The organism is Hydrogenophaga sp. L310, assembly GCF_055703065.1.
Genome location: NZ_JBVPZA010000008.1, coordinates 1 through 16,022 on the forward strand (window position 1 = coordinate 1; position 16,022 = coordinate 16,022).

The 16,022-nt window shown below is 68.1% G+C and carries 20 protein-coding genes; 1 reads left to right on the top strand and 19 read right to left on the bottom strand.

Going from position 1 to position 16,022, the window contains the following annotated elements:
- Positions 1 to 797 (top strand): IS5 family transposase (locus AC0GNO_RS14095; RefSeq protein ID WP_472904386.1); only part of this gene is annotated, 797 nt, incomplete at its 5' end.
- Positions 798 to 895: 98 nt separating this feature from the next.
- Here the strand turns inward: AC0GNO_RS14095 and AC0GNO_RS14100 are convergent.
- The 19 genes from AC0GNO_RS14100 to AC0GNO_RS14190 form a co-directional block, all read right to left on the bottom strand.
- The gene (locus tag AC0GNO_RS14100; RefSeq protein WP_472904387.1) at positions 896 to 1,321 is read right to left on the bottom strand and encodes a hypothetical protein; all 426 of its coding nucleotides are present in this window, start codon (positions 1,319 to 1,321) and stop codon (positions 896 to 898) included.
- A gap of 159 nt (positions 1,322 to 1,480) precedes the next feature.
- The gene (gene hypE / locus AC0GNO_RS14105) at positions 1,481 to 2,593 is read right to left on the bottom strand and encodes a hydrogenase expression/formation protein HypE (protein ID WP_472904388.1); all 1,113 of its coding nucleotides are present in this window, start codon (positions 2,591 to 2,593) and stop codon (positions 1,481 to 1,483) included.
- On the bottom strand, positions 2,590 to 3,753 hold the full coding sequence (hypD, locus tag AC0GNO_RS14110; protein WP_472904389.1) for a hydrogenase formation protein HypD: 1,164 nt from the start codon (positions 3,751 to 3,753) through the stop codon (positions 2,590 to 2,592). Before hypD ends, hypE begins: the two co-directional genes overlap by 4 nt.
- Positions 3,750 to 4,070, bottom strand: a complete 321-nt coding sequence (locus tag AC0GNO_RS14115) for a HypC/HybG/HupF family hydrogenase formation chaperone (RefSeq protein WP_472904390.1) — start codon at positions 4,068 to 4,070, stop codon at positions 3,750 to 3,752. The genes hypD and AC0GNO_RS14115 overlap by 4 nt, the downstream gene beginning before the upstream one ends.
- Positions 4,061 to 5,212: a Kae1-like domain-containing protein gene (locus AC0GNO_RS14120; RefSeq protein WP_472904391.1), complete on the bottom strand. Its 1,152-nt coding sequence runs from the start codon at positions 5,210 to 5,212 to the stop codon at positions 4,061 to 4,063. Before AC0GNO_RS14120 ends, AC0GNO_RS14115 begins: the two co-directional genes overlap by 10 nt.
- A 13-nt stretch (positions 5,213 to 5,225) precedes the next feature.
- Positions 5,226 to 6,236 carry a hydrogenase nickel incorporation protein HypB gene (gene hypB, locus AC0GNO_RS14125; RefSeq protein WP_472904392.1) on the bottom strand — a complete coding sequence of 337 codons (1,011 nt, stop codon included), beginning with the start codon at positions 6,234 to 6,236 and terminating at the stop codon, positions 5,226 to 5,228.
- A 158-nt stretch (positions 6,237 to 6,394) separates the two neighbouring features.
- Positions 6,395 to 6,745 (bottom strand): hydrogenase maturation nickel metallochaperone HypA/HybF, encoded by a 351-nt coding sequence (locus tag AC0GNO_RS14130; RefSeq protein WP_472904393.1) that lies wholly within the window; start codon positions 6,743 to 6,745, stop codon positions 6,395 to 6,397.
- Entirely contained in the window at positions 6,738 to 7,910 is a 1,173-nt protein-coding gene (locus tag AC0GNO_RS14135; RefSeq protein WP_472904394.1) for a hypothetical protein, read from the bottom strand. Before AC0GNO_RS14135 ends, AC0GNO_RS14130 begins: the two co-directional genes overlap by 8 nt.
- Entirely contained in the window at positions 7,907 to 8,443 is a 537-nt protein-coding gene (gene hybE, locus AC0GNO_RS14140; protein WP_472904395.1) for a [NiFe]-hydrogenase assembly chaperone HybE, read from the bottom strand. Before hybE ends, AC0GNO_RS14135 begins: the two co-directional genes overlap by 4 nt.
- A 4-nt stretch (positions 8,444 to 8,447) precedes the next feature.
- On the bottom strand, positions 8,448 to 8,690 hold the full coding sequence (locus tag AC0GNO_RS14145) for a rubredoxin (protein ID WP_472904396.1): 243 nt from the start codon (positions 8,688 to 8,690) through the stop codon (positions 8,448 to 8,450).
- 3 nt (positions 8,691 to 8,693) lie between these two features.
- A complete protein-coding gene (locus tag AC0GNO_RS14150; protein WP_472904397.1) occupies positions 8,694 to 9,575 on the bottom strand; it encodes a hydrogenase expression/formation protein in 882 nt (293 codons plus the stop codon).
- A gap of 26 nt (positions 9,576 to 9,601) precedes the next feature.
- The gene (locus AC0GNO_RS14155) at positions 9,602 to 10,102 is read right to left on the bottom strand and encodes a hydrogenase (protein ID WP_472904398.1); all 501 of its coding nucleotides are present in this window, start codon (positions 10,100 to 10,102) and stop codon (positions 9,602 to 9,604) included.
- Between the two features lie 21 nt (positions 10,103 to 10,123).
- Positions 10,124 to 10,429, bottom strand: coding sequence for a HypC/HybG/HupF family hydrogenase formation chaperone (locus AC0GNO_RS14160; RefSeq protein WP_472904399.1), 306 nt, complete (start codon positions 10,427 to 10,429; stop codon positions 10,124 to 10,126).
- 2 nt (positions 10,430 to 10,431) lie between these two features.
- Positions 10,432 to 11,103 carry a HyaD/HybD family hydrogenase maturation endopeptidase gene (locus AC0GNO_RS14165; protein ID WP_472904400.1) on the bottom strand — a complete coding sequence of 224 codons (672 nt, stop codon included), beginning with the start codon at positions 11,101 to 11,103 and terminating at the stop codon, positions 10,432 to 10,434.
- A 20-nt stretch (positions 11,104 to 11,123) separates the two neighbouring features.
- Entirely contained in the window at positions 11,124 to 11,468 is a 345-nt protein-coding gene (locus tag AC0GNO_RS14170) for a HigA family addiction module antitoxin (RefSeq protein ID WP_472904401.1), read from the bottom strand.
- Positions 11,469 to 11,581: 113 nt separating this feature from the next.
- On the bottom strand, positions 11,582 to 12,313 hold the full coding sequence (gene cybH, locus AC0GNO_RS14175; RefSeq protein WP_472904402.1) for a Ni/Fe-hydrogenase, b-type cytochrome subunit: 732 nt from the start codon (positions 12,311 to 12,313) through the stop codon (positions 11,582 to 11,584).
- A gap of 41 nt (positions 12,314 to 12,354) precedes the next feature.
- Complete coding sequence (locus tag AC0GNO_RS14180; protein WP_472904403.1) at positions 12,355 to 12,957, bottom strand: HupE/UreJ family protein; 603 nt, start codon at positions 12,955 to 12,957, stop codon at positions 12,355 to 12,357.
- A 22-nt stretch (positions 12,958 to 12,979) separates the two neighbouring features.
- Positions 12,980 to 14,839 (bottom strand): nickel-dependent hydrogenase large subunit, encoded by a 1,860-nt coding sequence (locus tag AC0GNO_RS14185; RefSeq protein WP_472904404.1) that lies wholly within the window; start codon positions 14,837 to 14,839, stop codon positions 12,980 to 12,982.
- Between the two features lie 24 nt (positions 14,840 to 14,863).
- Complete coding sequence (locus AC0GNO_RS14190) at positions 14,864 to 15,952, bottom strand: hydrogenase small subunit (RefSeq protein WP_472904555.1); 1,089 nt, start codon at positions 15,950 to 15,952, stop codon at positions 14,864 to 14,866.
- Positions 15,953 to 16,022 lie beyond the last annotated feature (70 nt).

A 16,022-nucleotide genomic window follows, 5' to 3' on the forward strand; every position in this document is an offset into this window, starting at 1 on the left:
TGCGCATTCATTTTTTGCAGCAGTGGTTCGGCCTGTCGGACCTGGCCATGGAAGAAGCCCTGTTCGAGACGCCGCTGTACCGTGAATTCGCTGGTCTCTCGGGCAGCGAGCGCATTCCGGATCGCGTGAGCATCCTGCGCTTTCGCCACCTGCTCGAAGAGCACCAACTCAGCCTGCAGATACTGGCCACCGTCAACAGCACGCTGGCCGCCAAAGGGCTGCTGCTCAAGAACGGCACAGCCATCGACGCCACGCTGATCGCAGCACCCAGCTCGACCAAGAACAGCAGCGGCGAGCGTGATCCTGAGATGCACCAAACGAAGAAGGGAAACCAATGGCACTTCGGCATGAAGGCGCACATTGGCGTGGATGCCGATTCGGGACTGGTGCACACGGTGGTGGGCACAGCGGCCAACGTCAACGATGTGACGCAGGCCGGCGCGCTGGTGCATGGTGAAGAGAGCGATGTGTTCGCTGACGCAGGCTACCAGGGTGTGGCCAAGCGCGAGGAGACGCAGGCGATCAATGCCAACTGGCACGTGGCCATGCGCCCGGGCAAACGCAAAGCGTTGGACAAGAGCACGCCCATGGGCGCGATCATGGACAAGCTCGAACATGTGAAGGCCAGCATCCGGGCCAAGGTGGAGCACCCGTTTCGGGTGATCAAGCGCCAGTTCGGGTTTGTGAAGGTGCGCTACCGCGGATTGGTCAAGAACACGGCGCAACTGCACACGCTGTTCGCACTTTCCAACTTGTGGATGGCGCGGCACCGGCTTTTGCAGAAGGCGCAGGGATGAGTGCGCCTGCAACGCGCCCATGGGCCTCGATGAGGCCCCGAAAGGCCGGTAAATCGACCTTTGAACGGTGGAAACTGATCGAAACGGGCACGGCGGTTTCATGTCGCGAGATCCATGCGCTCAACGCCCTTCACCGCTCCGGTTTTGAACATCATCCCTAGGGCTTTGCGGCGCAGCGTGTCCAGGCCGGGTCCGGCAGGCCCCGCGTGTGCGGACACGGAACCCGGGGCAGAGCCGGCCAGCTCGGCATCGTTCGCGGGTGGCGCCACAGTCGGCAACGTGACGGCAGGCGGTGGTGGCGCCACAGGCGCGGAGCGCGTCACCACCGGCTCGATCAACCCGAGCGCCAGCAGCGTGTCCAGATGCCCCTGCAACTGCGGCAGACCGCGCGCCATCAGGGCAGACACCGCATCGCGGCCATTGACCATGATCAGCACCGTGCGCGTGGCGGGCGACAGCCCCGCCTGGCGCCGGGCGATCTCGGCCTTGCCGCTCTCGGTCTTCCGAAACACCTGACTCGACATGCCGGTCTCCTCGTCTCTTGTTATGGGCCCCGACCTCAACCGATATGGCTCTCATCACCCGACGCGAAGTGCCCCAACCCAGAACGCCGCGGAACCGGCTTTGCCGGGCCGCCAGCGTTGCCCCCTGTGGGGGGTAACGCCGCAGGCGGCGCGGGGGGATCAACAAATCCTTGGCAGTTGTTCTCCACTCAGCCAGTCCACCACCCGCCGCCCACCGAAGCGCGTGGCCATCTGCACGAAATGGTGCGGGTCGGCCGTGACCTCGCCGATGCGCGCCGCGTCCTGCCCCAGCGGGTGCGCGCGCATCGCGGCGAGCACCGTCTCGGCCGCCTCGGCCGCCACCACCGCGATCAGCTTGCCTTCGTTGGCGACGTAGAGCGGGTCCAGGCCGAGCAGTTCACACGCCGCGTCCACCTGCGGCTTCACCGGTATGGCCGCCTCCTGCAGCAGCATGCCCACGCCCGACTGGCGCGCCACCTCGTTGAGCGTGGTGGCGAGGCCGCCGCGTGTGGGGTCGCGCAGCACGCGCACCGCGCCGGGCGCGGCAGCCAGCATGGCGGCCACCAGCGTGTGCAGCGCGGTGGTGTCGCTCTCGATGGTGGTCTCGAAGGCCAGCGATTCGCGCTTCGAGAGCACCGCCACGCCGTGGTCACCGATGCTGCCGGAGAGCAGCAGCACGTCGCCCGGGCGCGCGTTGCGCCCGCTGATCTGCACACCCGGCGGCAGCACGCCCACGCCGGTGGTGCTGATGAACACGCCGTCGCCCTTGCCCTGCTCCACCACCTTGGTGTCACCGGTGACCACGGGCACGCCGGCCTCGCGCGAGGCGGCGGCCATGGACTTCACGATGCGCTGCAGGTCGATCAGCGGGAAGCCTTCTTCGATGATGAAGCTCGCGCTCAGGTACAGCGGCTTCGCGCCCGACATCGCCACGTCGTTCACCGTGCCGTGCACCGAGAGGCAGCCGATGTCGCCACCGGGGAAGAACAGCGGCGAGATCACGTGGCCGTCGGTGGCCATGACGAGGCGACCTTGCGCCGGGTCGAAGGCCGGCAGCGCCAGCACCGCGCCGTCGTCACCCTGGCGCAGGAACTGATTGTCGAAGGCCGCGAGGAACAGCTCCTCGATCAACTGCGCCGCGGCCTTGCCGCCCGCGCCGTGGCTCATGTCGATGCGGCCGTGTTTGATGTCGAGCGGCCGGATGTAGTTCTTCTTCACCGGTTTGGGCGCGGGCGCCTCGCCACCGGCGGCTTGCTCGATGTCGGTTCTCATGGGGTGGCCTCTTCGATGGCGGTGGTGACGACGATGGGGATGTCTCGGAAACGGCCGTAGGTGTAGTGCGCGGCGCAGGCGCCTTCGCTGGACACCATGCAGGAGCCGACCGGGTTTTCCGGCGTGCAGACGGTGCCGAAGATCTTGCAGTCGGTCGGCTTCTTCACGCCACGCAGGATCGCGCCGCACTCGCAGGCCTTGTTGTCGGCCACGGGCGTGTAGCTCAGGTCGAAGCGGCGCTCTGCGTCGAAGGCGGCAAAGGTCTCGCGGATCTTGAGCGCGCTGTAGGGCACCTCGCCCAGGCCGCGCCACTCAAAGCTCGGCCGCAGCTCGAACACCTCGGACACCAGGGCCTGGGCCTTGAGGTTGCCCTCGGGCGTGACGGCGCGGGTGAATTCGTTTTCCACGTGGGCGCGGCCTTCGTTGACCTGGCGCACCAGCATCAGGATCGCCTGCATCACGTCCAGCGGCTCGAAGCCGGCGATCACCACCGGCTTGCGGTATTCCTCGGCGAAGTGCTCGTAGGGCGCGGAGCCGATGACGATGCTCACGTGCGCCGGGCCGATGAAGCCGTCGATGGGCACGGTGCCGAGCTGGCGCACCTCGGGCGATTCGAGGATGTGGGTGATGGCCGAGGGCGTGAGCACGTGGCAGCACAACACGCTGAAGTTGGCCAGGCCTTCGCGCGCCGCGTCGCGGATGGCGAGCGCCGTGGGCGGCGTGGTGGTCTCGAAACCGATGGCGAAGAACACCACCTCGCGCTGCGGGTTCGCGCGGGCGATGGCCATGGCGTCGGCGGCCGAATAGACCATGCGGATGTCGCCACCGCGCGCCTTGGCTTTGATGAGCGAAAGGCTGTCGGAGGCGGGCACGCGCATGGTGTCGCCGTAGGTGCAGACGATGGCACCCCGTTCCAGCGCGAGACGGATCGCCAAGTCGATGCGGCCGATGGGCAGCACGCAGACCGGGCAGCCCGGGCCGTGGATCATGCGCACGTTGGGCGGCAGCAGCTCCAGAACGCCGTAGCGGCTGATGGCGTGTGTGTGGCCGCCGCAAAACTCCATGAAGCTGTAGCTGCGATCCGGGTGCGCTTCGGCAGCGATGCGTGCGCCGATCTGGCGGGCGAGGTCGCCGTCGCGGAATTCGTCGATGTATTTCATGCCCCCACGCTCCCCATTTCATGTGGTTCGCTGCCCCCCAAGGGGGCTGACCCAGCTTGGGGCGGCCCGGCGCTGGGCCCCACGTCTGCCCCTCCGTCGTTGATGGCCTGCATCTCGGCAAACAAGGCCAGGGTCTTCTCAGCTTCCTCCGGGTCGATCACACCGATGGCGTGGCCCACATGCACGATCACGTAGTCGCCCACCTGAACGTCGGCCACCAGGGCGATGGAAATTTCCTTGCGGATGCCGCCGAGGTTCACCACAGCCTGGTCGTTGGGGCGCAACTCCACCAGGAGCGCGGGAATGGCTAGACACATGGTTCGGTTTCCTTCACGGGTTGTTCTTGTGCGGTGATCGAGGCCAGCTGCTGGGCGGCGACCCAGGCCTGGCCGAGCGCGAGGCCGGCGTCGCCGCAGCCTTTGTCGAGTGGTCGGTGCACGCGCAGGTTCGCAGCCTCCAGGCGCTCGGTCACGCGCTCGCGCAGGATGCCGTTGAAGAAACAGCCGCCGCCGAGGCACACGTCGCGGCTGCCGCGCTCAAAGGCGGCACGGACAGCCCAGTCGGCCAACGCGTCGGCCAGCGCGAGGTGGAAGCCCGCGGCCGCGGCGTCCACGCCATCGGCGCCGGCATCGAACAGCGCGGGCATGAGGCCGCGCAGGTCGAGGCGGTTCTGGGCGTCGATCACGGCGCCGGGCAACGGGGCAGTTTCCGGGTGTTGGGCGAGCCAACGCGCGGCGGCGGCTTCGAGTGCAATGGCGGCTTGGGCTTCGTCGGCCTGGCGAACGCTCAGGCCCAGCGCGCCAGCCGCCGCGTCGAACCAGCGGCCGGTGCTGCTGGTGGCCGGGCAGTTCAGGTTTTTTTCCAACATCTGCTGCACACCTGCGGCCACGGCCTCACCGACTTGCGGCGCGAAGCGTGAATGGATCTGATCGCCCTGGCAGAGCGCGTGCAGTGCGCTCGCGGCCATGCGCCAGGGCTCGCGCGCGGCACGGTCGCCGCCGGGCAAAGCGAGTGGCATCAGGTGCCCCAGGCGCAGCCACTGCGCGCCGTCCACCCAGAGCAGCTCACCGCCCCAGGCTTGCCCGTCGGTTCCGAGGCCCACACCATCGAGCGCGAGGCCGATGACGGGGCCGTCGATGCGGTGTTCGGCCACGACGGCAGCGATGTGCGCGTGGTGGTGCTGAACACCGATGGCGGGCACGCCGAGCGCGGCGGCGAGCTGGACCGCGAGCTGGGTGCTGAAGAAGTCGGGGTGCAGGTCGTGCGCCACGGCGGCGATGGGCGCGCCGTGGCCGGCCAGCAGGGCCTCGATCGAGGCTTCGAGCGCGGCGCAGGCCGCCGGGTCGCTGAGGTCGCCGTGCACCGCTGACCAGACCGGTGCGCCGTCCACCAGCAGGCAGGCGGCGTTTTTCAGCCAGGCGCCGCAGGCGAGCACGGTGGGCAAAGGCGCAGTGTTCATGGCGGGCAGCGGGTCAGAGTGTGGCGTCCGCAGACAACGCTGCGCGCGCTTGCGCGAGTTCGGCTTCGAGCTGCGCCACACGATCACGCAGTGCCGCTTCCGCTGTCGATGGCGCGGGTTCAGCGTGGTGGTGATGGCCGTGGCCCATGGCGTGGTCGAGCCAGTGCAACCAGGCGTCCATGCCTTCGCCGGTGGTGGCCGAGAGCTGCAGGATTTCGATGGTGGGGTTCACACGCCGGGCCAGCTCGATGCAGCGCGCGACGTCGAACCTCACGTGCGGCAGCAGGTCGGTCTTGTTGAGGATCATGAGCTGTGCCGCCGCGAACATGTCGGGGTACTTGAGCGGCTTGTCTTCGCCCTCGGTCACCGAGAGGATGGCGACCTTGGCGGCCTCGCCCAGGTCCCACACCGCGGGGCAGACCAGGTTGCCCACGTTTTCGATGAACAGCAGGCTGTGCGCATCGTCATGGTGGTGGTGATCGTGTTCAGGGTGATGCCCGTGATCGTGGTGGTCGTGGCTGTGATGACCGTGGTCGTGCAATTGCGCGAAGGCTTCGCTCACCATGGGCGCGTCGAGGTGGCAGCCCTTGCCGGTGTTGACCTGGATGGCGGGCGCGCCGGTGGCGCGGATGCGGTCGGCGTCGAAGCTGGTCTGCTGGTCGCCCTCGATCACGGCGACGTGCAGGCCGGGGGCGTGACTCTTGAGCGCTTCGATGGTGGCGCAGAGCAGCGTGGTCTTGCCCGATCCGGGGCTCGACACGAGGTTCAGCGCGGTCACGCCGTGCGCTTCGAAGTGCGCGCGGTTCTGCAAGGCCACGCGGTTGTTGGCGCCGAGGATGTCGGTCTCCAGCTTGATGGCGCGCGCCTGGCTCATGCCGGGCACCGAGACGCGGGCCGCGCCGGCACCGAAGTGCAGGTCGCCGTTGCCGGGGTTCACCCGCACCACGCCCGCTTCGCCCGCGTGGGTCTGGATATGCCGGGCATGGGCCGGGCTGTTGTCACTGCATCCGCATACGACACACATGTTGGTTCTCCTTTGTTGTGCTCACCAAAGCACCGTCCGAAACGAGGGGCAGTTGCCCAGTCGCACCGCGGAACCGGCTTTGCCGAGCCGCAGGTGCGGTCCCCCTCCCGCCGCAGGCGAGAGAGGGGGAAGCCGCGAAGCGGCGCAGGGGGTGCTTCCTAGCCATCATCGCTGACCTGCATGTCAATCACACGCAATTCCATGCCGCCCGTAGGTTGCAACTGGTAGCCGCCGCAGGCCGGGCAGGCGTCACCGCGCTGGGCGATGGCCACGGTCTGGGCGCAGCCCATGCACCAGGCCTGGCCGGGCGGTTCTTCGATCTCGATCAATGCACCGTCGAGCACCGTGCCGGGTGCCAGGCTCTCCAGCGCGAAACGCAGGGCGCGCACGTCCACACCCGCAAGCTGGCCGGCTTCGAGCCGCAGCGACAGCAGGCGCGAAAAACCTTCGCTCACCGCCGTGTCTTCGACCAGCTGCAACACACCACCGGCGAGGCTGGCTTCATGCATGTTGCACCTCCTGACCGGCGGGCTGCGTGTGCATCGAGTCAAACGGTACGCAGGGGTCGAACGCGGCCATGAGCAGGCGCACGCGGCGCTCGGTGTCTTCGGCGGGCTGACCCCCATCCAGCGCGGCGATGGTTTGCGCCACCACACCCTGCGGGTGGAAGTTCCATTCGGTGGGGGCGAGCACACGGCAGGCGGCCACGCGCGCGTCGCCACCCGTGCCGTCGATCTCCACCTGGTGCACGAGCAGGCCACGCGCCATCTCCACCCAGGCCATGCCCTGACGCGGCCCGGTACGGAGCGAACCAAAGGACAACCAGCCCGCCCCGCTCTGGTCCGATTCGTCGGGTTGGCACAGGCGGATCAGCTCGGCGATGCGGCTGCCCAGCAGCGCCCAGGGCGTGAGCGGTAAATCGGCTGACAGATCGTTCAAGCGCGTCCAGCTACCGGTGTGGGCGCTCTCGCCCTGCCACAACGGGTGCAGCGCGAAGCCGTGTTGGAGCGCCAACGCAGCGGACAGGGCGCATTGGCCATCGGCGTCCGCGTGGGCACGCAGCGCGGTGGCAAGGTCCAGCGGTGCGGCGCTGTCGGCCGCGCGCGCGGCGCGCACCAGCGCGGGCAGCCAGCCAGTGTGGCGACGGCTCCAGTCGTGTAACCAGTCGGCACCGCAGGCATTCCAGGCGCGTTGCCAGGTGTGGGGCGGCATCTGCAGCAGCTCGTCTTGCAACCAGGTGAGGGTGGCGGGCCAGGGGTCGGCCGGCAGCGTGGCCGCTGGCAGCAGCAGCGGGCAGCGTTGCAACGCGGCGTGTGCGGCATCGGTCCAGGCGGTGGCCGCAGGACCGGGCTCGGCGGCCAGCAGGCGTGGCCAGTCCAGGCCGATGCGCCGGATGTGTTCCTGCGCGGTCTCGGTGCGCAGGCGCTGCGCCACCTGCTGCGGCGCGGGCAGCAGGCCGGGCGAAGCGGCTTCGATGGCGAGCTGCGAGCACAGTCGGTGCGCGTGGCTGCAGAGGTTGAACAGACTGGCCATCAGGCCGGGCAAGGCGCTCACCGCCTGACCGCGGGCCAGGCGCGGCGCCCAGTCCTGGCGGCTGCTCTGCAGGGCCAGCGGCAGCGGCGCGCCGGGCGCCGCACTCAGGCTGCCGGCCAAGTGGGACAGCGCGGTGCTCATACAGCAGCTCCCGCATCTGGCCGGCGGGCCATGAAGAACGCGCGGCGTGGTGGCAACGGCTCGGCTGCGACGGGCGCCAGCTCGGGTGCTTCGGGTGCGGGGCGGACCAGCGCCAGCGAAGCCAGCGCGGTCTCGCGCGCCAGGTCCTGGCCGGTGAAACCGTTCATGGGTGAAAACAGCGCGCAGGTCTCGTGGTAGCCGATGGCGGGGTCGTGCGCACCGATGAAGTCAAACCGCTCGCTGCCGAAGTCGCGCACGGCCTTGCGCCCCACACGGTTGCCGTGGGGCAGGTTGACCAAGGGCAGGCGCAGCAGGCTCATGAACCAGGGGGTGATCAGCACGCCTTCGGCCACCGGCTCTAAGCCCTCTTCAGCACCACCCGCCCATTCAAAACCGACCGCCTCGACCGACAGCGCCGGGTTGAGCAAGGGGATGCCCACCATGCGTTCGGTCTGCACGCGCACGAAATGCGTGACCAGCGCAGACACGCGCTGGTCCAGCCATTCGGGGGTGGGCTGAGATGGTGCAGACATGGGCTCAGCTTTCTTCGGCCGGCAGCAGCAGAAATTGATCGGACTCGCAGTCGCAGTTCGGGCAGCGCCAGTGCGCGGGCAGGTCGGCGAACGGCGTGCCGGGAGCGATCTGCCATTGCGGGTCGCCGAGCGCCGGGTCGTAGACCCACCAGCAGATCTTGCATTCGAGGCGCGAGCCGGGGCGGAGCACGTCGCGGTTGCCCAGGTACGAGCCTTCAAAACCCTCAAAGTGGTCCGCGCCGGCCATGATTCAAACGCCCTCTAGATAGTTCATCACGTCGGCCAGGCGCTCGTGCGAATCGCGCAGGTCTTCGGGGGCGGCCATGGCCACTTCGGGCATGTCCACCACCTCGACCGTGTTGAGGATGACCTTGTCCATCGAGTTGTAGTACACCACGCGCCAGCAGTTCGGCAAGCGGGTGTTGGAGATGCGGCAGTTACCGTAGCCGCGCGAGAGCATGAGCACGCGGCCGGTGCCCAGGTGGTGGTCGAGAAAGCCGATGTCTTCGGGCGTGACCGGCAGCAGCGTGAGGTTGACCACGTGCGAGACCTGGCCGGGTTTCCAGCCCGCGACCTGGTCGCGGATCTCTTCCACCAGCAGGGGCGCGTTCTGCACGTTGGGTGGCAGCGGACCGGCCCAATGTGGCATGGCACCCTGGGGCCACACGTCGTCCACCGCGATGGCGCGCAGCAGCGCCGGCACCGGGCCGACCTCGATCACGTCGTCGATCAGCTTGCGCTCGCCCTCCACGGTGCGGAAGGTGATGAGGCGCCACACGCCGGCCAGCACCGCCTCCTGGATGCGCACTTCCAGCGCGCCGTCCTCTTCGCGCACCAGGGCGCTGGCCTCGCCTTCGCCCAGGATCTGGTTGACCAGCCGCAGGTCGGCCGCGGGCAATGCGGTCAGCGAGACCTGGCCGCCCGGGCCACGCTCGGCTGTGCGGTCCAGCAGCGCCAGCACCTGGTCCAGCACCGCGCGCGCGGCGTCGCGCCCGGCCAGTTCTTCGGGCTCGGGCAGCACCGGCGGGCGGTAGGTGTCCATGTCTTTCGGCATCGGCAGGTAGTCCAGCGACTCGTCTTCAGACTGGGTGCCCGGGCCGAGGGCGACGAGCGGAATGGGGAAGTCTTTCATGGGGTGTCCTTGGTGGTCTGTGGGGTTCAGTGGCAGCTGCTGTCGCTGCTGGTGCTGCCCTGGCTCACCACCGGGATGCCGATGGTGGGCGGGCGCGAGGGCGGCATGGTGAGTGCGGCGGCCACGCCGCTCAGGTACACGTCCCAGTCCTGCATGCCGGCGATGGCGGTGACGTACTGGCCGTCGCGGAAGAACAGCAGCGTGGGCCAGCGCTGCGAGCCGTAGCGGCGCGCCACCGCGTCCTCGTTGTCGCGCGGCACCACGGCGATCTGGAAGCGGTTGGCGAAACTCTTCATGAGTTCGGGCAACACAGCCGCCACGTCCTGGCCTTCGGGGAAACGCACCGGGTCGCCGGCGAGCAGCACGACGCGGTCGCCGCCACCCGCGCTCCACGCGGCCACGGTGGTCTCTTCGACCCAGGCGGCGCCGAAGTCGCGCGCCAGGCGCATCACCAGCGGTGGCGCGGGGTTGGTGTCGGGCACGGGCAGCGCAAAGGCGCGGCTGGGGGTTTCTGTGGCGGTGTTCATGGGGTCTCCTGTGTGGGTGTTTTAAAGCTGGCCGGACAGCTGCTTCAGCTGCTCGGCGGTCATCCGGGAAGGCAGCGTGAAGCCCGCGTCGCCGCTGGCGTCGAAACCCTGCATGGCGCCGAGCACGAGGTCGAGCGCGCTGTTGACTTCGGCGGCGCGGGTGGCGGTGATGTGCTCGCGCGCATCGCCCAGGAACACCAGCAACCAGTCGCCCGGCTCCAGCGGACCGACCAGCGCGGTGGTCACACGGCGGCGCTCGCCGCGGCCTTCGCACCAGGCGTGGCCGGGCTCGGTGGCGGTGACCTGCATGGGCATGCCGATGCACATGATCAGAGGTCCTTCGGCATGAAGCGGTCGTCGCCGATCCGGCAGGCGGTGTCGGGCGCGGGGCGCTGCGTTTCGTAGGCAGCGAGCGCAAGTTCGTCCATGGTCACGGCCTCGCGTTCGCCCAGCGGCGTGCGGCGCGGTGCGGGCTCGCCGCCCCAACGCGCGATCTGCTCCACGCCCAGGGCCAGCGCCTCCTCCATCGCGGCCTTCACGACCGGGCGCAGGCTGCCGCCGTAGTCTTCCAGCTCCTGCGGCTGGCAGCCGATCAGCAGCACCTGGGCCGGGTACTTGCCGGTGAGCTGCGCGAGCGACAGCACTTCCTGGAAACCGGTCTGGTGCAGGCTCATCTTTTTCGCGCCCATGAAGCGCGGCACATCGTCGTCGCGCACCTGCTTCAGCGTGCCGGGCTCCAGGCCGTAGTCGATGGCGTCAAAGATCAGCAGCGCGTCGGACGCCTGCACGTGCTGGATCAGGTACAGGCCCTGCGTGCCGCCGTCGATGAGCGACACGTGTTCGGCGAACTCGAAGCGGCGTTGCAGCGCTTCGATGCAGCGCACGCCGAAACCTTCGTCGGCCCAGAGCAGGTTGCCGATGCCGAGCACCACGATGGTCTGCGGCTGGGCGGGGGTGTCACCACAGGGGTGACAGGTGGATTCGGACGGATGGGCGCTCATGGTGGGTGGTCCCGAAAAACTCAAAGGGAGGAAGGGGTGACCGGACCGGAACAGAGGCGCTTCCAGGCGTGGAAGCTGTCCCAGGCGGCCTGGTGCGCGAGCCAGAACGAGACGTCGATACGAAACAAGCGCGCGCAGCGGATGGCGGTGTCGGGCGACATCGCGCGCTGGCCGTGCACCAGCTCGTGCAGCCGGCGACGAGACAGGCCCAGCACCCGGGCCGCCTCGCTCTGACTCAGGCCCAGCGGCGCGAGGCAGGTGCGCGCCAGCAGCCGCCCCGGGTGCATGGGCGTGCGCACCGGCACGCCCCGCGGCGGGGTCACCGGCGCGATGGTGTGCAGACGATGTGGAGCAAGACGCGACATGACAGAACACCTGTTGGAACGAAGGGCTTGGCGCCAGGGTGCGGAGGAACCGGCTTTGCCGGGCCTCTCGCACCGCCCCCTGGAAGGGGGTGACGCCGAAGGCGGCGCGGGGGTCAATCCTTAAAAGTCCGACGGCCGGAAATCATCGTGGACACGATGGATTGGCGGCCCATGATGTCTTCTCGGATCGCGGCGTACACGTGCAGCGTGATGAAGATGATCAGCGCCCACATGCCCAGGTGGTGCCAGGTGTGCACGTCCTGGCTCTGGCCCATGAGGGGAATCACCCAGCCGAACATGCGCTCTTGCCACGAGCCCATCTGCGCGCCTTCGCCGTACAGCGCGAAGCCGGTGACGATCATGAAGAGCGTGAGCATGAGGAAGCCCGAGAACATGGCAAAGCGCGCCAGCGGGTTGTGGCCCACGTAACGGCCCGGCCTCGGGATCAGGAAGGCGTACCACTTGAGCATGGTGAGCACCTCGTTCCAGTAGGCCTTCTGGAAGACCGGCACCCAGAACATTTCGCGCGCGTGGTGGTTGCCCACCAGCGCCCAGTAGGTGCGGCCGATCAGGCCCACGGCCAGCAGGTAGCCCGCCGTGAAGTGCGCGAAGCGGATGTAGCCCATGAGGTAGTGCGCGCTGGCCTCGCCCGGCATGGTCGGCAGCGGGCTGCCGATGAAGTAGCCGGTGAGCGCCAGCACGGTGATGGACGCCGCGTTGATCCAGTGCCAGAGGCGCACGGGCGCTTCGTACACATAGACCGACTTGGTGGTCTGACCGTGCGAGACGGCGCTTTCGTCGATGCCGGTGGCGTCGATGAGCTGTTCGGGGGACGTGGTGGACATGGTGGCCTCCAGAAAACGGTTGCCGTGGATCGGGGTGGCCGTCAGGCCGCCAGCTGGCCGAAGAGCACCAGGCCGGACGCGCCCAGTACCGCGCCCAGGCCGCCCAGCGCCCAACCGCTGCGCTCGGCGAGCGCGCGGCGGATGCCCATGCCCGCGACCACGCCGCCGGTGTGCAGCGCGGCCGTGGTCAGCAGGAAGCCGATGGCGTAGCCTGCGAAGCCCGTGGCCGGCGTTTCAGCGCCGTGCGCCAGGCCGTGCAGCGAAGCCGCCGCGGCCACCAGCCCCAAGCCAACGGCCGCCGGCATCGGCTGGCGGGCCAGCACCAGCATGGCGCCGAACAGCACCACCGACAGCGCCACGCCCTGCTCCAGGAACGGCAGGCTCACGCCCGCGGCGCCCAGCGCGGCGCTCGCCACCAGCGCCAGCAGAAACGTGGCGGGGCCTTGCCAGGCCTTGCCCTGCGGCAGGGCCGAGACCGACCACACGCCCACGGCGACCATGGCCAGCAGGTGGTCGAGACCGAAGGGGTGAACCAGCCCCTCAAACAGGCTGTGGGTGCCGTGGCCGGTGTGGGCCTGGGCTGCGCCGGCGAGACCGGTCAGCAGCGCGGCGGCGGTCAAACGGCGGATGTTTTTCGATTGCATGTGTTTCTCCTCGTTGTGGGGTTCAGCGCACAGTGACTCTGCTCATCTCCTGGCCGTCTTCGCTCATCACGTGAGTCGAGCAGGCCAGGCAGGGGTCGAAGCTGTGAAGCGTGCGCAGGATCTCCAGCGGCTGCTCGGGGTTGACCATGGGCGTGTTCATGAGCGAGGCCTCAAAGGCGCCGATCTGGCCCTTGGTGTCGCGCGGCGAACCGTTCCAGGTGGTGGGCACCACGCACTGGTAGTTCTCGATCTTGCCGTCCTTGATCTTGATCCAGTGGCCCAGCATGCCGCGCGGTGCGGCGACCGTGCCCACGCCCTTGGCTTCTTTCGGCCAGGTGGACGGGTCCCACTTGTCGGCGTTGACGGTGCTGGTGTCGCCGGCCTTGATGTTGCCGATGAGCTGCTTGAAGTCGTCCATCATCATCTCGGCGGCGTACTGGCTCTCCAGCGCACGGGCCAGGGTGCGGCCGATGGTGGTGGGCAGCAGCTGCTTGAGCGAGAAGTTGGTTTCCGGCAGGCCCAGGGCCTTGGGGATCGCGCTGTTGATCGCCACCGCCGCGCCGTCCACCTGCTCCTTGACGCGCTGGCAATATTTGTTGCCTTGCATCGCGTGGGCATAACCCAGGATGTAGCGCGACAGCGGGCCGACCTCGACCGCGTGGCCGCGCCAGCGCGGGCTCTTGATCCACGAGTACTTGGCGCTTTCGTCCAGGTTTTCGATCTTGGTGCGCGTGCCCTTGAAGTTGGGGCCTTCGGGGGCGTAGTTGGCTTCGGTGACGCCGTCCCAGGGGTGCAGGCCCTTGGTTTCGTCGCCGTACTTGTACCAGCTGTGGCTCACGAATTCCTGCACCTGCTCGGGGTCACGCGGGTCGATGGCGTGGATCTTGTCCCAGTTGCCGTCGAGGATCACGCCGCCGGGCAGCTGCTGCGTGCTGTGGTCGTAAGGCACCTTTTCATACGTGCCGTAGTCGGCCACGTTGGTGGCGCTGAGGCCACCGCCGTACAGCCAGCCGGCGTTCTTGTAGATGGTGCCGATGGCGAGCACGTCCGGGATGTAGACGTTGTTGTTGAAGTCGATCATTTCCTGGATGCGGGCCTGAACGAAGTTCAGCCGCTCCATGTTGATCGGGGCGCCGGCGGCGCCGTTGCCGTCGAGGTTGATGGCGCAGGGCACGCCGCCCACCAGGTAGTTGGGGTGCGGGTTCTTGCCACCGAAGATGGTGTGCACCTTGACCCACTCTTTCTGCAGGTCCAGCGCTTCGAGGTAGTGCGTCACCGCCATCAGGTTGGCCTCGGGCGGCAGCACATAGGCCTTGCTGCCCCAGTAGCCGTTGGCGAACGGGCCGAGCTGGCCGCTCTCGACGAACTTCTTCAGGCGGTTCTGCACGTCGCGGAAGTAGCCGGCCGACGACATGGGGTGCGCGGGCGACACCAGCTGCTGCAGGTCGCTGGTCTTCTTCGGGTCGGCCTGCAGGCAGGACACGACGTCGACCCAGTCCAGCGCGTGCAGGTGGTAGAAGTGCACCGCGTGGTCGTGCACCTGCAGCGTCTTGGCCATCATCTCGCGGATCAGGTGGGCGTTCAGCGGGATCTGGATGCCGAGCGCGTCTTCCACCGCACGCACCGAGGTCAGCGCGTGGCAGCCGGTGCAGACGCCGCAGATGCGCTCCACGAAGGCCCATGCGTCGCGCGGATCGCGGCCTTTCAAAATCACTTCCAGACCGCGCCACATGGTGCCGGTGGAGACCGCGTTGCGGATGACGTTGTTGCTGTCGAGGTTGACCTCGCAGCGCATGTGGCCCTCGATGCGCGTGACCGGGTCGACGACGATGCGCCGGCCGGTGTTGTCCATCTTGAAGCCCTGTGTTTCGTAAGCACCCATGGTGTTGTTCCTCTTTGTTCTGGATCAGCTGTTGGAGGACGCGGCTTTTTTCTCGACGGCCTTGTCGCGAGCGCGCTTGGCCACCGAGATGGCGGCGTGCGCGGCGACTGCGGCCCCCACCACACCGGCCGCCGTGCCGCCGATCTGATCGGCGTTGGCTTCGATGCCGAAGGCGTGGATGTCGGTCAGGCGGTCGTAGAACGAGCCCTTGTCCCAGAAGCCGTCTTCACTGCAGCCAATGCAGCCGTGGCCGGCCTTGATCGGGAAGCTGGTGCCCTCGTTCCACATCACGGTGGAGCAGGCGTTGTAGGTGGTGGGGCCTTTGCAGCCGACCTTGTAGAGGCAGTAACCCTTGCGCGCGGACTCGTCGTCCCAGGTCTCGACGAACTGGCCGGCGTCGAAGTGCGGGCGGCGGTAGCACTTGTCGTGGATGCGCTGGCTGTAGAACATCTTCGGGCGGCCCTGGCGGTCCAGCTCGGGGATCTTGTCGAAGGTCAGCATGTAGGTGATCACGCCCGTCATCACCTCGGGGATGGGCGGGCAGCCCGGCACCTTGATGATGGGCTTGTCGGTGATGACCTTGTGGATCGGCGTGGCCTGTGTCGGGTTGGGCTTGGCGGCCTGCACGCAGCCCCAGCTGGCACACGAACCCCAGGCGATGATGGCCTTGGCGTCTTTCGCCACGTGCTTGAGCTTTTCGATGAAGGGCTTGCCCGACTGGATGCAGAACATGCCGTCTTCGTTCAGCGGCGGGTTGCCTTCCACGGCCAGGATGTACTGGCCCTTGTACTTGACCATGATCTCTTCGAGGATGGCCTCGGCCTGGTGGCCGGCGGCGGCCATCAGGGTGTCGTCGTAGTCCAGGCTGATCATGGAGAGCACCACGTCCTTGGCCAGCGGGTGCGCCGAGCGGATGAACGACTCGGTGCAACAGGTGCATTCCAGCCCGTGCAGCCAGAGCACCGGGGTGCGCGGCTTGGTTTCCATGGCGTGCGCGATCATCGGCACGAACGAGGGCGCCAGCCCGAGCGAGGTGGCGGTGAGCGAGCAGTACTTCAGAAAACTGCGGCGCGAGATGCCCTTGCGGCGCATCACCTCGTAAAAGGTTTCCATCATGGTTGTGTCTCCGTGGGCTGGTGTGGGGCGGAACCGGGCCCCGCCAATGCAGGCAGGTGTGTAACCG